We start from the raw sequence: 17,019 nt of genomic DNA, 5'->3' as shown, positions 1-17,019 counted from the left end.
CGCAGGAAACGTACGTAGATAAAAAAGAAGCCCCACACCGCTTGGCGATACGAGGACTTCCCATCAGCACTGATTGTCAGCTCAGTTGCTTTCATTGCTTTTGCAGTCTTTTCAGCGCCCACCTGTTCGCGTAAGAGACGTCTGGCCCCGTTTTGATTGTTTTCTGACGATCTACCGACCCATGTGATGCCCTGAATGGAGACGGATAAGAAATGCTGAAGGAGAAAAGTTTAAAAGTCCCTGACAGGGGCGAGCGATACCACTCCTGCATGGAGACTTCCCCCCTCTCACCCCAGAAATGGGATTCATGGAAACGCTCGGAGCCTGTCAGTTTGTTTGTGTAAGCCCCTAGTCACGTCCGTTATTCAGGGATCGTAATACTCACGTCAAATACGGTTCAATCCGCTCCGGGTACGCCATCGCCAACTGCTGCAACGCCTGCTTCCAACCGTTCGTCCCGGCCCCTTCCACCAGATGCGACCCGGCACCAGCCCGCGGCGTGCGGCCCTTCTTCTGCGCATCCTTGAAACGCTCCCTCGCCCGCTTGTCCTCGATATTGCAGATCGCCAGCCACAGCATCTTCACCGCCGCCGCATCGGAAGGAAAATGGCCTCGGGACTTGGTGACCTTGCGCAGCTGGTAGTTCATCGACTCAATCGCATTGGTCGTGTAGATGACCTTGCGCAGCTCCGGGGGAAACGCGAGGAACGGGGTGAACCGCTCCCACGCGTTACGCCACGTCGCCACCGCTGAAAGATACTTCCGCCCCAGCTCGGACGCTTCGAAATCATCCAGGGCCTTGGCTGCGGATTCGATGCTCGGGGCGGTGTAAATGCTCTTCAACTGCGCACTGACGGCCTTGCGGTCGCCGTAGGACACGAACCGGTTCGCCGCCCTGATCAGGTGCACGACGCAGGTCTGCACGGTCGCACGAGTCCAAGTCGCCTCGATCGCCTCGGGGAAGCCGGTCAGGCCGTCGCAGCAGGCGATGAGGACGTCCTTTACGCCCCGGTTGGCCAGCTGCGCGCAGACTTGCGCCCAGAACTTCGCGCCCTCGTTCTCGGTAACCCAGAGGCCCAGCACGTGCTTGATGCCCTCCACGGTGACGCCGATGGCCATGTGGGCGGCCTTGTTGCGGACCTGATGCCCGTCGCGGACCTTGATCACGATGGCGTCCAGGTAGAGGATCGGGTAGAACTCCTCGAGTGGGCGTTCCTGCCAGGCCGAGACTTCCTCCAGCACCTCGTCGGTGATCTTGCTGATCGTGTCGTGGGACAGCTGGGTGCCGACGGTCGTTTCCAGATGGTAGGCGATATCGCGGACGGTCATGCCGCCGGCGTAGAGGGAGATGATCATTTCATCCAGGCCGCCGGTGCGCCGTGAGCCTTTGGGCACCAGGGTTGGGGTGAAGGTTCCGGCCCGGTCTCGTGGGATCTGCAGGTCGATATCGCCGGCGATGGTTGACACGGTTTTCGGGTAGGACCCGTTGCGGGAGTTCGGCAGGAACCGGCCGTGGCTTTCGCCTTGTTCGTAGCCCAGGTGACTGCTCAGCTCGGATTTCAGGCCGCGTTCCAGTCCGGCGCGGATGATCTGCTGGATGAAGCCGTCTTTGCCGTCGAGCTGGATCTCTCCGCGGTCGATGAATCCCATGAGCTCGTCGAAGGCCCCGGATTCCTTGACGGCATCCATGGAGCCGAGGGCTGCGAACTTGTCGGCGATGTCTGAGGCGTTTACCACTGGTTGTTCAGCCTGGTCTTTCTGGATGGTCATGTCGTGTTTTCCTAGTCTCTTTCTATCAATTGACTAGGGTTCTTACACAATCAGCCTGACAGGCTCAACGCTCGATTGACGCAATGGTGGTCCCTTAGGGTTCTTCGTATGCTCGATAGGCACACCAAAATCTGAGTTCGTTGTCAATGGCCCTAGAGCCCTGTCTGTCAGGGCAAATGCATCTATGCAACACACACCCGCAGCACAAGACCCACCAGAGTAGCGTCCTCAAAAGAAAACTCCGCGACCACGAGCAGGCAAACGCAAGTGTTAGAAACGTACCTAGCGACGTCACAAGAAAGTCGCACGCGCTGAACCGTTCGGAATTAAAACGGAAGCTTCCCCTCCTACTAAAGTATGATTTACAAGCAGATTCGTCTTCACTACCGTGTAATTTATCGGTTAGTAAGAGAAAAATAGTCGTCCGCTCAATTGATCTTTTCTCGAACTCTCGCAGAAAGCATCGGTTGTAGGAAGCTTCAGCCGATTATCATCACTGTTACACTCAATGAGGAGTACCCGATGTTCAAGAAAAGTACGGTTATGTTGTGCTCCGCAACTCTGGTCGGTGCCTTGCTTGCAGGAGTTCCGTCCGGTGCGTTCGCTGCCTCTCAGCAAAGCACTGGAACTATTGCTACTTCTGTAGCTGTTGACTCGTCAGGTGAAATTAGCCAGAAGGAAATGGAACAGCTGGAAAAAGACGTGGAGACTCTGTTCACGCGCTATATCCAGATGGATTCTTCGGGTCAGTTCTTTGTGAACACAAAGAATCTTGCTGAGGATGGGGTTCAGGACAGGACAGCTGAGTTACGTATGTTGAGCGACTCGTTAAACCTGATGGCTGAGAAAGAATCTGAGCAAGCAACTAACGAGATTGAGCGCCGTACTCCTGGGAAAACACTCCAGCCCTACGGATCGACAGAATTCGCAAAGTGCGTAATTTTGAACGGTTTGGGCATCCCCGCTCTAGGTGGATCTCCGGGCATCATTTCAGCTATAAAACTCGGAATCAGCTCTTGGAACTGGGGAATTGCGGCAAAAGCAGTTGCTAAGTTCCTAGGCCCTGCTGTCGTAAAGTCTTTGGGCGGTCCTGTGGGGATTGGCGTGGCGCTGGGATGGGGCGCATGGAGTTGCCGCGGCAAACTATAAAGGAGTTGAAATGGAAAATTCTGCTCGCTCAAGTAGAGCGCTAAAAACTGTCCTGACCTTTGTATGGGTTCTGCTAGTTGCCCGAATCATTACTGGTCTGACGATTTCACATGATCTTTCTTCAATGCAGGCGTGGTTCTCGGTTCAGGCTTGGATTGCACCTTTAGGGTTTGCTGTCATCGGCACTGTTATCTATTGGAAGAACTCTGCGAATAAATAATTCGCAGGATCTAGGACGCTTGATGACTGCTAGGAAAACTTTTCTAGCGGTCGTCGAGCGTCCTTTCTCGGCTACCTAAGAATTCTCTCCTAGTACGTGAATATGGTTGCTTGCGAGCAAACCTGGCTACGGACTGCGGGCAAAGTTCAGGGACCCCCGTCTAATGTGATCAAAGCGGGCCGTACTTGGCCATGAAGCGTCTGTAGATAAAAAGAAGCCCCATACCGCTTGGCGGTACGAGGACTTCCCAATGATATATGCACGGATCACAATCCCAACTTATACAAGTTAGGCGGTCCAGCTTCTGTCTAATATTCTACTTTGGTGACCCCAACGAATCAACTAGCGGATTTTGGTAGCTTCCTGGCCGGCGCTCGGTTTCAAACCTACTTGGATTGCTGCCAGGACGACCGCAAATTAGCTTTAGCTACCTACACGTGGAACTCAAAGCTCGCGGCGGAACTTTCACGAGTTCTGGGACACGTTGAAGTTGTCCTCCGCCATGCGATGGATCTGCAACTTCGTATCTGGAATTCGGCCCAACCTCTCACCCTCGGGCAGCCGAACTCTAACGATGCTCGTCAACGCAACGGCGGCAATTCCGAAGAGTGGCTCAAGCACCCGGCGCCGCTGTTGTTCAAACTCGTCAATACGAGAACGCGCAAGGGCAAAATCTTGTCAACCTACGAGGGTGCCTTGCGGCGGGCTATTGACGGAAGCAACGAAAGAGACCCAGCCCACCCCAGGCATGGAGCCCACATCACGCACGATGACATCATCGCACACACCACCTTTGGTTTTTGGCTGCATTTATTGCCCAACCCCAAGCATCGACACACTCCGCTGTCCCAGCTCAGCCAGCAGGAACGGACGAAAGAGCTGGCCGCTAGACGACTTTGGTCTGAAGCCCTGTCCAAAGCCTTCCCAGGCCTGAGCAACGTCTACGTGGTTCAGTACTACCTTCAGAGGGCGCACGCCTTGCGAAACCGCATTGCTCATCACGAACCACTGTTGAATACCGACGCGAAATCATACTTCAGAACCTCCACCCGGCTGCTACACGGAATTAGCCCGGCGGTCGGCAGCTGGGTCGGTGCTACCGCCGAAGTCGTGCAGATCCTCAGAAAACGACCAACCGGGAATTCATGAAAGCAAAACCCTGCGGATGCTATCCCGCAGGGTTCCAGCTTCCTAGCAGGGTCTCGCCCCTAACTTCTGGGATGATCGTTTTACTGCTGTGGCTCCCCGACGGGGCCAGGTTCTAGGTCGGGTTCCTTTGAATCATCTGGCTTTTCCAGGGGATACGCTTCGGCGAGCCACTGTGCGAAGTCATCCTGGAGAGCTTCGGGGACTGGATCCATTCGCTCAGGTGTGCGGTGCTCACGTCGGCAGCCGGCCATCCCTCCCTTATCTGCTGGCGCGTTCACGATATCCAGGACGTCGGGCAGGCAGCGCAGGTTCCAATACACCAGATCACTATTCGGAGTCTCGGACCCGTAGTTCGCCGCCGTCCACGACGTATATAACCCGACCACGTGCGCGACGACGTTCGGGTGGAGGAACCAGCAGGTGGGGATCATGTTCGTGCTTTGCCCGGCTCCGTAGGTTGCGTTCATCCAGGGCAGCCACTGGTTGATCTCAGTGAGCAGCTCCGAGATTTGCTTCGGGTTGGCCGTATAGAGGTTCCAAGGTGCTACCTCTTGTTCGGGTCTTATGTTGGTGAGTCGTTCCAGCTGGTTCGTGAGTTCCACAAGAACTGTTTCTTGTGCGGCGAGGCCTTGCTCGACTTTTTCTTGCCGTTCGATCAGCGGCTCAACCAGCGGAACGATCAGCTCGAGGACATCATCGGTGGGTTGCGTATCGCTCATCGCGCACCGCCAAGGGTTTCTGCCGGATCGCTACCTGCCAGGGTTTGGGTGGGTTCGTGGAAGATCTTGCCGCACCTGCGCAACGTCTGCTCCTTCATCTCATTCAGCTCCTGGTGGTCTTTGCGCTGCCACACCATCTCGGTATGCACCACATGCGGCGGCAGATTCCGATACACCGCGGTGGCCTGCCCGAAGCGCAGATGCTTGAGCTCTTCAGCGCGCACGATCGCTTTCTCCTCGGAACTAGTGGTCCTCGAGCCTCCACTCTTGCTAGAAGAATGGCTGATGCGTGCCTTATTTCGGACGCCCATGTCGTTGGCGTAGGTCTTCAGGTCTTCGCTGTTGATGCCGGGGAATATCAGCTTCAAGCTCGCGTTGGATTCGATGGTTTTCGCTTCTTCCTTGCCCCAGCGTGCTTCGTTCTGGATGAAGGATTGGCTGATGCCGATCACTTGGATGCCCCGTCCGCCGGTATCAGTGATCAGTTCGCTCATGTTGCTGAATGCGGCAACGTTTGGTGCTTCGTCCAGGACCATGCGGAAGACAGGCCAGAGCCGGCCGGAGGCGAACTGGCTGGATTTGCGGCGAGCTGCCCGATAGACCTGGTCAGCGAACATCGTGCTCAAAGTCCCCAGCGGGGATTTTTCCCCGTCAACCACGATGTGCAGGGTGTTCGGCCCTTCAAGGAACGTGTTGATGTCGAAGGCTTCCTCCTTGCGGAATCGGAATTGCGAGAGCACTTTCTCGGTGACCAAGGGTTCGGCTAGGGAGAGGAGGGTGGCTTTGATGGAGTCTTCGGTTTCGCCGGCCCGTGATTCGGTGCGCTCACGCAGGGGTTGGATGAAGGCCCTGGATTTGTGGTGGTCTTCGAGGATGGTGATGGGTTCGGGGTTGTGGGAGTCGAAGATCCACATGAGCAGGTCATCCATGGTGCAGTCTTCCAGTGCGGCGGCGTGCAGGAGCCGGCCGAGGACGGTGCCGGCTTTGGCGCTGAACCAGGACCCGTTCTTGGTTCCTTCCATCGGGGCCGCGTTCGCCCAGGCTTTGCCGCGCTCGAGGGCTTCGTCTTCGTCTTCGCACCCGTAAATGGGTGTCCAGTTCACCCTGGTCGGCCAGCCGGTGATGTTTTCCCAGTCGCACACAAATACGTGCCCTTGTTTTTCCCGGGCAATGGCGGTCCAGGCGACCACATCGGGTTTCGTGGAGGTGGCTAGGACGGGGCCTGGGGCGTTGAGGATCATGGGGATGACGATGCTGGAGGTTTTGCCGCCGCGGGCTGGGGCGTAGACCCACATGCTGTCTTCCAGTTGGATATACAGCGGGGTTTTCTTCGACGCATTGGCATAGACGGCCAGGGCGATGAATGCTTCGGCGGTCTTCTTCGTGACCTGCGCCCCATAGATTTGGCGGGCTTTGCGCCAGGCGGAGGTGAAGCCCATCATTGACGTAATCGCGGCCCCTTGTGGGGTGAATTTCTCAGCCTCGTCCCGCGAGCTTCCCCAGATTTCGGTGAACAGCACATATGCCACGATCAGTAGGGCTGCGAAGCCGCCGAGGATGAACCAGGACGCGGTCGGCCAGGCGAGGTTCTTGTCGATGGCGGCTTGGACCAGTTCCATGGGGTTCCACGAGATCCCGGTGCCGGTGGGGGTGAGTCGTTCGCCCCAGTTCAACGCCACCAAGGCCAGCCCGGCGAGGGCGGCGATGATCAGCCAGGCGGGGATTTCGCGGTTACGCTGCGTGGGGTTCGAGCTCATCGGTGATCACCTCGTTCATTTTCTGGGCGGTGAGGGCCTTGTCGGTGTCGGTGAGGATTTTCTCCACGTCGCTGCGCAGGTGCTTGACCTCGAACGGAGCTTCGTTGCCGATCTTCATCAGGCACGTGCCAGTCGCCAAGTTCAGGATCGTGCCATAACTGGAAGCGGGCAGGTCGAACATTTCCACTGCAGCCCGCGCATCCGGGGCTTTCTTCTGCTGATACACCAAAACGGTGTCGCATTCCTTGATGATCGCCTCAGCTTCGGTGCCGGGCGGGATGTCTGAGACGTGGTGGAACATGAACCAGTTCGACAGGCCGATGGCGCGGGAGACTTTCTGGTTGCGGCGGATGACTTTGGCGACGGAGGTTTGGACGACGTGCCAGGCTTCTTCGACGATGAAGTGGGTTTGGCGCCGGTTCTTGGCCCGGAAGAGCCGGTTGGTCATCCACGTGTTGATCACGGTCATGATGATCGCCAACGCCGGCCCGGTCTCTGGCAACTGGGAGACATCGAAGACGGTCAACCCGTCAGCCAACACGACGTTTTCTGAGGTTTCGCCGTCGATTAGGCCGGAGAGGTCTTCATCGACGAACCGTTCCAGTTCGAATGCCAGATCGTACCCCCATTCGCGCAAGACTGTCCGTTCGATCTGCAGTTCCTCGCAGTCAATCGGGGAGGGGTCGAGCATGCGGGCGATGACCAAGCCGATGGTGGGGGTACGGCCAGCAGCGCGGGTTTCTTTCAGCACGCGGTGGTGGGCAGTGCGCATGGCTTTGCCTTCGCGGGAGGAGACAGGCCGGCCGAGGACTTCGGTGGCAACCGCGCGCAATAGCTGAGCTTGGCTTGGTGGGGCTTCGGAGCCGTTGGTTCGGGTGTCTTCGACTTCAGGGGAGATGGCCGGGTCGAAGATGTTCAGGCAGGCGCCGCCTCCACCGATTTTGAAGGTGATCGGCTCGCGCCCGAAGAATCGGGACAGGGCTGCGTATTCGCCTTCTTCCGGGTTGGAGTCCGAGGGTTTCTTGTCGACGACGATGACGTTGCGGTTCAAGATCAGCGGGCGCAGGCAGCCCCAGGTTTTGCCGCCGGAGCTTTTGGCGGAGCCGAGGTCGCCGATGAGAATGACGTTGGCGTTGTTCACGGTGTTCGGGTAGGCGAAGATCGGGTCGTGCATGACACCCCACCCTGATTCCAGGTCCAAGCCGAAGAGTAGGCCTTTGTAGGAGGTGGGAGACCAGGGGACGGCGAGGTTGCTGATCTCTGTTTGCCGGGTGGTGCTGATTCCGCCTTCAGGTGCCGGGTCGTAGAGGCCGTAGGCGGATCCGGTGCGGGAACGGCGGCCAGCGTCCCAGGACACGTCCGGGCGGAACATGTCCGCGGGTGCCTGGGTGTAGCCATTTTGATTGCTTGCTAGTTTGCTCGTTTGTGTTCGAGCTAGTTTCCTGGCTTGCTTAGCGGCCCTCCGGTCCTTCCTCGAATGTTTCTTCGTGTCTCCTTGGCCGGCGACTGTGCTGGCAGGGGAGGTGGGACCGGATGCGGTCTTCCCAGATGTGCTGGCGTCTGCGGGGTTGGTGGTGGTGCTGGTTTTCTTGAAATATTTCATGATTAACGGATCCCTCGTCCTAGCGGCATCACGGCAGCCAACGCCATATGGTGGCGGTCATCGAGCCAGATCAGCCGCTCGATCCCGCAATCAGTGGCCACCGATTCAATCTGTGTGGACACAGCCAGCAGTTCTTCTTCGGACTGCACAGTGAAGCTCAGGTACGCACCCCATTTCACTCCGTGATGCCCGCTGCCGGGCATGAGGTCGGCGCCGCGCTGGTCCGAGGAGCTGGACATGACGTGTTCGGTGCCGTCGCTGACTTTGCCTTTCTCTGCATCGGATTTGCGCTTGGCCTTGTCACTGGTGCGATCAGAGACCGCTTGGGCACGGGCGGTGCGGGCATCGACAACTTCGTTGACCCACGACACCGAATGGATCACTGCGGGCACGATCCCGTTGACCAGCTGCCGCATGGATTGGACGGGAAGGGCGGAGCCGGCCATGAACCCATGGCGGGGAATGTAAGCCACTCGTGTGTAGGCATGGTTGTTCACCAGTACTGCTTTGGACGTTTTTGTGGCGTCCAGACGCTGCCAGACCGAACTGAGGTTTTGGTCTGGGTCGTCGATGCTGACCTCGTACGGGTCTTGTAGGTGGGAGAGGAGTGCTGCGGCCATGTTGGAGTTCACCGGCCGGAAACTGCGGATCGCTTTATGGGTGACTGCTTGGGACATCAGGGCGTGGGCTTCGCTGACGATCGCGTCATGCACCGCCCGCGGGCCAGGGGTTTGGGCGGTGATGGCGCGCTGCAGTGCGGCGAGGTTGTCGAAGCGCAGCACCCAGTAGGAGCGGTGCTGTTCGGCCTTCTGCTCCACATCCAGGCATAGCTCTTGGTAGGAGCGGACCAGGTGGTCATGGGCTTGGGGGTGGACGTAGTCAGAGAGCCAGGAAATGTGGTCGGTGATGTCCAAGGGGACGGAGCGGGTGAAGCTTTGGATGTGGGAGATGGCGCTGGTGCGCCGCGCTGCCCGGGCGAGGACTTTGCCGAATCCGATGAACGGGATGTCTTCGATGTCTTCTTCCACGACACCGCCGGTGCTGCCGCGCACTTCGAAGATCGCGGTATAGAACACCGGGCTGGTGTTCGCATGCCTGAACACGGTGAGGCGTTCGCGGGTGTTGAAGGGGACTTCGGTGGCGCTCATCTTCCCGATCATCAACGGGGCCGGCTGGTCGGTGGCTTTGCGGCGTTGGGCCCTGCGCACTGCGAACCCTTTGGGGCGGGCAGTTTTCGGCTGGTTCGAAGTTTTCTGTTTGTTCTGTGTTCTCTGCTTATTTTGGGTGGCGTGCTGGTAGGTTCTCAGGCGCTCTGCGGCGATCTGTTCGTGGACGGGATCGAAGACATCGGTGCCGGTGGTTTTCTGCCAGATCCGGTAGGCCCGTTCGGCATAAATGGCTGCCAGGCTGCGGCCTTCATTGATGGCGGTGGGCATCGTAGTCAGGATGCTGGCCACGGCCACGAAGAGCGCCGCGACGAGGAAGAAGAAGCTGAACGATCCCAACATGACCAGGAACGCGGAGAGCGCGAGACCAATGAAGAGGAGGAGCTTTTCGGGCAGGGAACGGCCTGAGAGCAGTCCGCGGGACTTGAACTCACCGCCGAGGGCAACGTGACGAGTCATGAGGGTTGATCAGTCCTTAAACGAATCCCAGGTATCGGGGTCGGAGTCCTGTTGGGCGATGCGGGCTTGGGCTGCCGCGTTGGACATGGCGTAGCGGGCGTTGGCGAGCATCCCGACCTTGCCGGTGTGCAACGGCCGATACGCCTTGCTAGAGGTGGCATTGGTTGGAGAGTTAGGGCCTGCGGGCTGGGTTTGCCGGCCGGAAGCACCAGCAGCCTGGCCAGAAGTGCCAATACCGGCACTGTCGAAGGTCGGTTCTCCAGCAGAGCCACCTTCAGGATTGCGGCCTGAGGAACCCGTTGTCCTTGGAGCACCCGCGCCGCTGGAACCACTGGCATTTCCTGTGCTGCCTGTTCGGGGGCTGGTTGGCCGTTCCATGACCTCGGTCGGAGTACCCTGCCCAGGGCTGCCAGGCGACGACTGGCCACCAGAAGAACCCTGCGGCTGGCCAGCATCCGGGCCGCCGGACGCGCCGGCCCCTGAAGGTGGGGCTGAACCATCCTCACCGCCACGCGCAGCTGAAGATCCCTGGCTGGCAGCACCGGTACTTGCTGCTCCAGCACCTGCTGCAGTACCGCCGCCCGATGTACCGTTACCGGCCCGGGGGGCAGGCGAAGGTGTGCTGGAAGCATTGCCGCGGCGTGAGGAGATCGCGCGACGCACGGCTCCTGCGCCGGCACCGGCGAGTGAGCCGGCCATGCCACCTGCCGCAGCGCCGACACCAGCAGAAATTTCAGGGGAGATCCCGCCGAAGTTCGCTTCACGGCTTTGGATGATGGGCATCCACCGGAAGATCGCTGCGGGGGAAAGAACGATCAGCAGCATGATGAATGCGGTCGCTCCGAGGTTGCCCACATTGACCAGCACATCGTCGGTGCCTTCCTTGAACGCGGTCTGCGAGGCCAGGACCCCGAAGACGGCGCCCATGACGAGGAAGACCACGGGCTTGAGGATCAGCAGGGTGGCGAGGGTAGAAGCGATCTTCAGTACGTAGCGGCGGGTTTTCGGCGAGATGAGCATGCCGATCAGGGCGGCGATGGCCAGTCCCATGAGCTGCTGGAAGATCGGGATGAGCAGGAAGTAAATCATCAGGGCGATCGAGCCGATGAACAGCATCCCGAAGAAGATGATCGCCGCCAGCGGGCCGAACCAGCTGCTGGATTCCAAGGAAGCGAAGCGGGAGATCACGGTGATGAAATTACTGATCATTTCCGCGGACCAGTTAGTGGCCCCGGAGGTCAGTGGGGCGATGCGCTGCTGTATTTCGTTCATGGCCCACGGACCGTAGATCACCAGGAAGAGGCTGACCGGGAGGTAGTAGAGCAGGGAGTTGCTGAAGTCGTCGTCGCTGATCTCTCCGTTGCTGTGGTGCTTGAATAAGGTGAGCAGCATGATGGAGAGCCCGACGACGCCGATGCCTGCGTAGAGCGCCCAACGGTCTTTGAACTCTGGGCTGGAGGCGTCGAATTCGGTGGTGGAGGTGAGCTCTTCGAGGACTTTTGAGGTGAGTGCGATGGACTCTATTTTGCTGCTGTTGGCGACTTCTTCGAGTCCGCTTTTGGGGTCGGCAACGAAGTCGATGGTGTTGCCGATGGCATCCATGGCGTTCAGAACCGATCGGCCGATCTCGCTTTGGCCCATCCAATTTCTCAGAGTGCCTGAAGCCCACCCCATAAGGAATTCATTCGCTTGTTTCCTGATGCAGAAAGTAACGCTTTGCTGTCCCGCACCCGTGGAACTCAGGGCCTCGCACAAATCCATGGCTGGTTCCTGCTTGATGATCAGCGCGTCAGGGTCCGGATACATGGCGTGCAACGCATCGCGCGTCTGTTCTTCGCAGTTGCGGGCATCGAAGTTGAGGAAAGATTCCATCTTGCGGTAGTACGTGAAATTGCTGCATTCATCGGCGCCGATCTCCGTGATGATATCATGCAGCAAGGTGTTCTTATCGTCATCCGATAAGTTCTCGTACCTCTTGGCCTGGTCTTGGCTCAGAACTTCTGAGACATTTTCATCTGTTCCGGTGGCTTGGGCCGGGACTGCTAGACCTAGGGTGAGCAAGGCAGCGAAGATGGCGGTGAGCAACCGCCTCATCGTGCAAGCTCCATCCAACCATCACGGCTTAGCGGATTGCCTTGGGAGTCCACGAAAATTTGGTTCAGCAGATCGTTCGGCGATTCTGGAGCTTTCTCGCCGTCAGCAATGATCAATTGAGATTCTGCACGGACGGGCGTCGGCGAGAGATCGAGCTTCCAATCATTGCCTTCCCACACCAAAGCTTGGTTCTGAGTGCGGTATTCGATCGAGGGGCCGATAGTTTTCCCATCCAGCTCGAGCCCTGGATCGTCGATCTCGAGTGCCACGGCGATGTTTGCTGATTTTCCTGGTTCGCAGTTCTCGACCTTGTAGATCGCCGGAGAGATCAGGCTGCTTTCTGCTGAAGCTGAATTATCGGAGACCAGTGAGGCTGTGGCGTTGATGTACTTCGTGTTGTACTCGCCCGAAGTGGTGATCTGCTGAAGCGTTGCCTTCTGGTTCTTCCAGTTTTCAGGGGAGTAGGAATCGGCCGCCACATAGTTCACTGCAGCGCGGACGGCGTCTTCACACGAAGCCGTGTATCCGATAGGGGTTTTGCCGTCGGGTGCGGTCTTGGTTCCGCCTTCAGCGAGGCGGATGCTGGAGATTGGGAACCCGTACTCGCTGGCTTTGGCTGGTGTGGTGGGGGTGGTGGCCGCCGAAGAATCGGGTTGATCCTGATCTTGGGACATGAGGACGCTGGCTACCACGACGAGGGCTATGGCCACCACAGCGACGATGAGGACAATAATTCTCCGACGGCTGGTCATTAGAGCATCCCCGCCAATTTCAGGACCGCACCGATGATGACACCGAACGCGGCAACCGCGACCAGGGCAATGCCACGGCGTTTCATCTCATCGGTATGCTCACCGAGCTCTTCGTAGTGGCCTTGCTTTTTCGCACCGGCGAACTTGCCAAGACTGGTCAGCAGCTTCACGGCCACATAGATCAGCACGACGCCCCAGATGACGCCGAGGATGATGCCCAGTGCGCTGTCGAATCCATCGCCCAAAGGCGAGATGTCGGGGGAGACGCCCTCGAACGGGTTTTTCACGGTCGTGGATTCTTTTTGTTCCGCGACGATGCTGGGCGCGGTGTGTACTGGTGCGAACACGGGTTAGTTCTCCTTGGTGTTTCGGGGGGTCGTGTCGTTGGAGGCTGAGCGGAAGAGTCCGGCGCTGACGGCAGCGGCGACTTTCTCGAAGGCGCGCACTGACTCGTCAGTGGCTAGCTGCCAGTCGATCAGCCCGTTCGTGTCCAGGGCCGGTTCATAGGGGACGGCTAGGAATGTTGCGGTCTCGCCGAGGGCTTGTTCGAGCATCTGGCGCAGTTCTTTGCGGCGCTCCGCGGCCACGGCCCGACGGTGGGATCCTGGGGTGATGACCAGGACCGCATGCTCACACAGGCTGGCATAGTGCTGGTTTCCGGTGACTTGGGACATTGCCTGCAATTGTTCGACGGTGCGCAGGACAGAGACGACGGATTTGTCGTTGAGCTCGACGGGGAAGACGAGCTGGTCGGTGGCGTCGATGCCGGCGAGCCAGTTTTCGGCGCGGGTGTTGTTGCCGGTGTCCAGTACGACGATGTTCCAGAAGCGCTGGACGACTTCGAGCAGTTCGTTGAAGGTGGGGCGGGTGAGCATTTGCATCCGGTCTGGATCCTCATCGGAGGCCAGTACGCTGAAGCGGTTGTCTCCTTGTGGGCGGGTGTAGTACTGGACATCGCCGCTGCGGGTCCGTTCGCTTTTGAGCTGCTCGAGGGCATCGAGCAGGTCGATGATGGTCATGTTCGACCCGTTGGAACGGGTGCGGACCCCGAGGGTGCCCATGGTTTCGTTGTTGTCCATGGCCAGCACGTTGTGATCCGAGGTGTTGCCGATGGTGGAGGCCAGTGCGACGGTGAGAGAAGTTTTCCCTGCTCCACCGGCAGGTTGGGCGATGGTCACGGTGACCGGCCGCGGGTAGACCCGGCGGATTGAGGCGAGCGTGGCCCGGCGTGTCAGTTCTTGGGGTCCTGGTTTCGGGGCGATCAGCCCGCCAGTCCAAGTCCGGATCTTCTTCTGCCATCCTTCTTCGGCTGGCAACGGTGTTTCCAGGGCGTCGGAGCCGGTGATCGCACTGCTGAGCGATCCTGAGACCAGCGGTGTTCCTGAGACGAGTGGTGTCCCTGAATCCAGTAGTGTTCCTGATCCCTGAGTCGTCCCGGATGCCGGGGATGCCTGTGCGGAATCCGGATTCCCAGGAGCGTCAGCAGGATCTTGTCCCGCAGCGCTTGGGCTGGCAGTGCTCGAGCCAGGGGCTGGTCCGTCGCTGGCTGGTTGTTGGGTGGTTGCTTTGCTGGTGCCCTGTTCGGTGGGTGTTGGTTTCACCAGAAGGTCTGTTTTCATGCGGCGGCGTTCTTCGCCTGGCCAATCCCCGCTCATGCACATCCCCTTTCGTTCATCAAACCCATAGTATCAATTAGTATTGAAAATATAAGCTTCAATATAAAAAAATACTCAAGGGGGTTGCCATGAACCAGGGAATGCACCGCACCACGCGCCACACTAGGGAACACTCTCGCCGCCGTGCCGCCACGACAGGGCTCGTTCTGGCCTTAGCCAGTGCGCTGCTGGCGGGTTGCACACCGACCGAACCAGAAGGCACGCCGGGGGAGGAGAACGGGATCATGCACGACATCCACGCCTCCCCGGAACAATCAGCCATCGAAGAATGGAGCCCCCGGATCGCCCAAGAAGCCAGTGACGTGGCCACCAACGCCGCGACAGTCTACGCCCGCCCCGAACTGAACCAGTCCCAATGGTTTACCGGGCTGCGGCCCTATCTTTCTGCCGACGCGCAACGCACCTTCCAAAACGTCTCGAACCTGAACATCACCGCCACGACAGTCACCAGCACTGAAGAACCCGTCAAAGGACGGTCCGCGGCGATCGCCACCATCACCGTGAACACCAACAGCGTCTCCCTGGACTTCCTGCTAAGCCGGGCTGATGGTGAATGGGTCGTCGAAAAGATCACCAGCACCAACTAATGCGACGCTTCAGACTCATCAAAACCCTCGCCATCATTCTGCTGGTCTTCTTCGGCGGCATTTTCCTCTCCCTGACCATCCTGGAACCACGAGACACAGCGGATCCCCGGACTATGGACTGCAACCCGAACAGCAGCATCGGGGAAAGCGTCAACGTCACCAACCTGCCCACCACCCCAGTCGGCAATTACACCGAGAAGCAACTGGCCAACGCCGCGATCATCATCAACGAAGCCAGCAACGCAGACCTGCCCCAACGTGCGGCCATCATCGGACTGATGACCTCCATCCAGGAAAGCAGCCTGACCATCCTGGCCAACGACGGGAGCTGGGAGTACCCGGAAGGCACCCGCATCATGACCAAAAACGAATGGGAACAAGCCAAAGAAGTAGCCGTGGCTTCCTTGGATGAACCGCATGAAGGCGTCGGGCACGCCTGGGACGCCATGGGCACCTTCCAGCAACGGCCCAGCGCCGGCTGGGGCACTGTCGGACAGATCATGAACCCCGCCACCGCGGCCGCGACCTTCTTCGACCGCCTCCAGAGCATCGACGGCTGGGACGAGCTGCCCTACGAGCAAGCCGCCGAAGCCGTCCAATCCTCCGGCCTCCCAGATAACTACGCGCAACGCAGGGATGATGCAGAGCTGATCTATGCGGCCCTGCAAGGCGCAGAGGTCACTGATGTCGACCAAGACGAAGCCTATGTCTCGTGTGATGACGGGGCTGAGAGCCGCAACCCGAAAACGAAAAACACTCCGAACAATGAATCAGACTGGGTCTTCCCCTTGGAGACGTTGACGAAGATCTGGCACAACTACGGCGAATCCCGCGGCCCCTACCCGCACGCCGGCGAAGACTTCGCCGCCCCCGAAGACACCCCCATTTACGCGGCGGCCGCAGGCCAAGTCATCCGCGCCAGCTGCGACGACCTCGTCGTCGGCCGGTCGCCCTGCCAGATCGAAATCGACCACGGCACCCACGACGGCGCCCAGATCACGACCTTGTATGTTCACATGTTCCCGGATGATCTGATCGCGCACGTCGGCGATGAAGTTGAAGCAGGGGAGCAGATCGCCCAGGTGGGTACCAACGGCAACTCCACCGGTTTCCATCTGCACTTCGAAGTATGGAAAGACGGGCAGATCACCAACCCGATGGAACTGATCGAGCAGCAAGGAGTCACGATGCCTGGATAAAGTCCCGCCGCTGCTGCCTCCGGCACAGCACCGCATCCACCAGCCCCAACGTCATGCCGGCCAGGACACTGAGAATCGCAGGATAGATGAACAAGTCCGTAATCCAGCCCAGTTGCCGGTTCGCCAACTCGGCCAAATGCCCCAGCGGGGCGGCAATGACCAGGCCGAAGCCGAAGCCCATGAGCTTCTTGGAGTAGTACGGAATCCTGGATACCGACTCGGTAGCTGCCCTCATCAGCGGGGCCACCAGGAACGAGGAAACAATTGCCGGGTAGATATAGAGCGTGAGCTTATATAAGACCACCAACGGATTATCCCTGAACGCATTCAAGCCAACGTCAGAATAGGAACTGCCACTGAGCACGAACAGAGCCCCCATTAGCGCGGCCGAGGCCGGCAACGCGACAGTGGAAAGCTTCAGGATCTTGTGTGCGATCTCTGGGCGGTTGATGCCATGGGAGATCTGTATGCCGCCGCAGAAGAACACCAGCGCAATACCAATATGGGATACGAGGTTCGCAAAATTGTGGGATCCAGCCAAGGAATCAACGAACTCATAGACCGGATCAACAGCCAAAGACAAGACGAGGGCCATGCCCAGATGGGCGAGCCACAGCCAAAAATTCCCGATCCCTTGGAGCAGGCGAGGAAGGCGGGCAATGAGAGCTGCGAGGAAACTGGTGGCAAGGATTGCAGACACCCAGCTCGAAACCGCCACA

15 protein-coding genes are annotated in these 17,019 nt (G+C 58.8%); 5 read left to right on the top strand and 10 right to left on the bottom strand.

The window, feature by feature from the left end:
- Positions 1 to 381: 381 nt before the first annotated feature.
- Positions 382 to 1,770 (bottom strand): IS256 family transposase, encoded by a 1,389-nt coding sequence (locus M2368_RS17940; protein WP_332731467.1) that lies wholly within the window; start codon positions 1,768 to 1,770, stop codon positions 382 to 384.
- A gap of 522 nt (positions 1,771 to 2,292) precedes the next feature.
- Between M2368_RS17940 and M2368_RS17935 the strand changes: the two genes are divergently transcribed.
- From M2368_RS17935 to M2368_RS17925, 3 genes are all read left to right on the top strand, one after another.
- Complete coding sequence (locus tag M2368_RS17935; protein ID WP_332731466.1) at positions 2,293 to 2,919, top strand: hypothetical protein; 627 nt, start codon at positions 2,293 to 2,295, stop codon at positions 2,917 to 2,919.
- A gap of 10 nt (positions 2,920 to 2,929) precedes the next feature.
- Positions 2,930 to 3,139 (top strand): hypothetical protein, encoded by a 210-nt coding sequence (locus M2368_RS17930; protein WP_332731465.1) that lies wholly within the window; start codon positions 2,930 to 2,932, stop codon positions 3,137 to 3,139.
- A gap of 324 nt (positions 3,140 to 3,463) precedes the next feature.
- Positions 3,464 to 4,288 (top strand): hypothetical protein, encoded by an 825-nt coding sequence (locus M2368_RS17925; RefSeq protein WP_332731464.1) that lies wholly within the window; start codon positions 3,464 to 3,466, stop codon positions 4,286 to 4,288.
- An 80-nt stretch (positions 4,289 to 4,368) separates the two neighbouring features.
- On the opposite strand, the gene M2368_RS17920 is transcribed toward M2368_RS17925, so the two are convergent.
- From M2368_RS17920 to M2368_RS17885, 8 genes are all read right to left on the bottom strand, one after another.
- The gene (locus M2368_RS17920; protein ID WP_402735321.1) at positions 4,369 to 5,007 is read right to left on the bottom strand and encodes a hypothetical protein; all 639 of its coding nucleotides are present in this window, start codon (positions 5,005 to 5,007) and stop codon (positions 4,369 to 4,371) included.
- Positions 5,004 to 6,764 carry a type IV secretory system conjugative DNA transfer family protein gene (locus tag M2368_RS17915; protein ID WP_402735322.1) on the bottom strand — a complete coding sequence of 587 codons (1,761 nt, stop codon included), beginning with the start codon at positions 6,762 to 6,764 and terminating at the stop codon, positions 5,004 to 5,006. Before M2368_RS17915 ends, M2368_RS17920 begins: the two co-directional genes overlap by 4 nt.
- Positions 6,739 to 8,136 carry a putative type IV secretion/conjugal transfer ATPase gene (locus M2368_RS17910; protein ID WP_402735323.1) on the bottom strand — a complete coding sequence of 466 codons (1,398 nt, stop codon included), beginning with the start codon at positions 8,134 to 8,136 and terminating at the stop codon, positions 6,739 to 6,741. Before M2368_RS17910 ends, M2368_RS17915 begins: the two co-directional genes overlap by 26 nt.
- 233 nt (positions 8,137 to 8,369) lie before the next feature.
- The gene (locus M2368_RS17905) at positions 8,370 to 9,992 is read right to left on the bottom strand and encodes a hypothetical protein (RefSeq protein WP_402735324.1); all 1,623 of its coding nucleotides are present in this window, start codon (positions 9,990 to 9,992) and stop codon (positions 8,370 to 8,372) included.
- Between the two features lie 9 nt (positions 9,993 to 10,001).
- Positions 10,002 to 12,086 carry a TrbL/VirB6 family protein gene (locus tag M2368_RS17900; protein WP_498724789.1) on the bottom strand — a complete coding sequence of 695 codons (2,085 nt, stop codon included), beginning with the start codon at positions 12,084 to 12,086 and terminating at the stop codon, positions 10,002 to 10,004.
- Positions 12,083 to 12,838 carry a DUF8175 domain-containg protein gene (locus M2368_RS17895; protein WP_402735326.1) on the bottom strand — a complete coding sequence of 252 codons (756 nt, stop codon included), beginning with the start codon at positions 12,836 to 12,838 and terminating at the stop codon, positions 12,083 to 12,085. Before M2368_RS17895 ends, M2368_RS17900 begins: the two co-directional genes overlap by 4 nt.
- Positions 12,838 to 13,185, bottom strand: coding sequence for a hypothetical protein (locus M2368_RS17890; protein ID WP_402735327.1), 348 nt, complete (start codon positions 13,183 to 13,185; stop codon positions 12,838 to 12,840). The genes M2368_RS17895 and M2368_RS17890 overlap by 1 nt, the downstream gene beginning before the upstream one ends.
- A 3-nt stretch (positions 13,186 to 13,188) precedes the next feature.
- A complete protein-coding gene (locus M2368_RS17885; RefSeq protein ID WP_402735328.1) occupies positions 13,189 to 14,493 on the bottom strand; it encodes a MinD/ParA family ATP-binding protein in 1,305 nt (434 codons plus the stop codon).
- 89 nt (positions 14,494 to 14,582) lie between these two features.
- Here M2368_RS17885 and M2368_RS17880 point away from each other — a divergent pair, with 89 nt between their 5' ends.
- Together M2368_RS17880 and M2368_RS17875 are read left to right on the top strand one after the other, a co-directional pair.
- Complete coding sequence (locus tag M2368_RS17880; protein WP_498724788.1) at positions 14,583 to 15,101, top strand: hypothetical protein; 519 nt, start codon at positions 14,583 to 14,585, stop codon at positions 15,099 to 15,101.
- A complete protein-coding gene (locus M2368_RS17875; protein WP_498724787.1) occupies positions 15,101 to 16,300 on the top strand; it encodes a M23 family metallopeptidase in 1,200 nt (399 codons plus the stop codon). Before M2368_RS17880 ends, M2368_RS17875 begins: the two co-directional genes overlap by 1 nt.
- Here the strand turns inward: M2368_RS17875 and M2368_RS17870 are convergent.
- Positions 16,284 to 17,018 carry a hypothetical protein gene (locus M2368_RS17870; protein WP_498724786.1) on the bottom strand — a complete coding sequence of 245 codons (735 nt, stop codon included), beginning with the start codon at positions 17,016 to 17,018 and terminating at the stop codon, positions 16,284 to 16,286. The genes M2368_RS17875 and M2368_RS17870 overlap by 17 nt on opposite strands.
- Position 17,019 lies beyond the last annotated feature (1 nt).

The organism is Arthrobacter sp. JUb119, from assembly GCF_024807995.1.
Classification (GTDB): Bacteria; Actinomycetota; Actinomycetes; order Actinomycetales; family Micrococcaceae; genus Glutamicibacter.
Note: the sequence above shows the minus strand (reverse complement) of the source record. Positions and strands in the feature narration are given on the sequence as shown.

Bases quoted from the DNA above. Each gene is read 5' to 3' on its own strand.
- M2368_RS17940 (WP_332731467.1), bottom strand. From the start codon at position 1,770: ATGACCATCCAGAAAGACCAGGCTGAACAACCAGTGGTAAACGCCTCA.
- M2368_RS17915 (WP_402735322.1), bottom strand. From the start codon at position 6,764: ATGAGCTCGAACCCCACGCAGCGTAACCGCGAAATCCCCGCCTGGCTG.
- M2368_RS17880 (WP_498724788.1), top strand. From the start codon at position 14,583: ATGAACCAGGGAATGCACCGCACCACGCGCCACACTAGGGAACACTCT.
- M2368_RS17895 (WP_402735326.1), bottom strand. From the start codon at position 12,838: ATGACCAGCCGTCGGAGAATTATTGTCCTCATCGTCGCTGTGGTGGCC.
- M2368_RS17930 (WP_332731465.1), top strand. From the start codon at position 2,930: ATGGAAAATTCTGCTCGCTCAAGTAGAGCGCTAAAAACTGTCCTGACC.
- M2368_RS17935 (WP_332731466.1), top strand. From the start codon at position 2,293: ATGTTCAAGAAAAGTACGGTTATGTTGTGCTCCGCAACTCTGGTCGGT.
- M2368_RS17910 (WP_402735323.1), bottom strand. From the start codon at position 8,136: ATGTTCCGCCCGGACGTGTCCTGGGACGCTGGCCGCCGTTCCCGCACC.
- M2368_RS17885 (WP_402735328.1), bottom strand. From the start codon at position 14,493: ATGAGCGGGGATTGGCCAGGCGAAGAACGCCGCCGCATGAAAACAGAC.
- M2368_RS17900 (WP_498724789.1), bottom strand. From the start codon at position 12,086: ATGAGGCGGTTGCTCACCGCCATCTTCGCTGCCTTGCTCACCCTAGGT.
- M2368_RS17875 (WP_498724787.1), top strand. From the start codon at position 15,101: ATGCGACGCTTCAGACTCATCAAAACCCTCGCCATCATTCTGCTGGTC.
- M2368_RS17905 (WP_402735324.1), bottom strand. From the start codon at position 9,992: ATGACTCGTCACGTTGCCCTCGGCGGTGAGTTCAAGTCCCGCGGACTG.
- M2368_RS17920 (WP_402735321.1), bottom strand. From the start codon at position 5,007: ATGAGCGATACGCAACCCACCGATGATGTCCTCGAGCTGATCGTTCCG.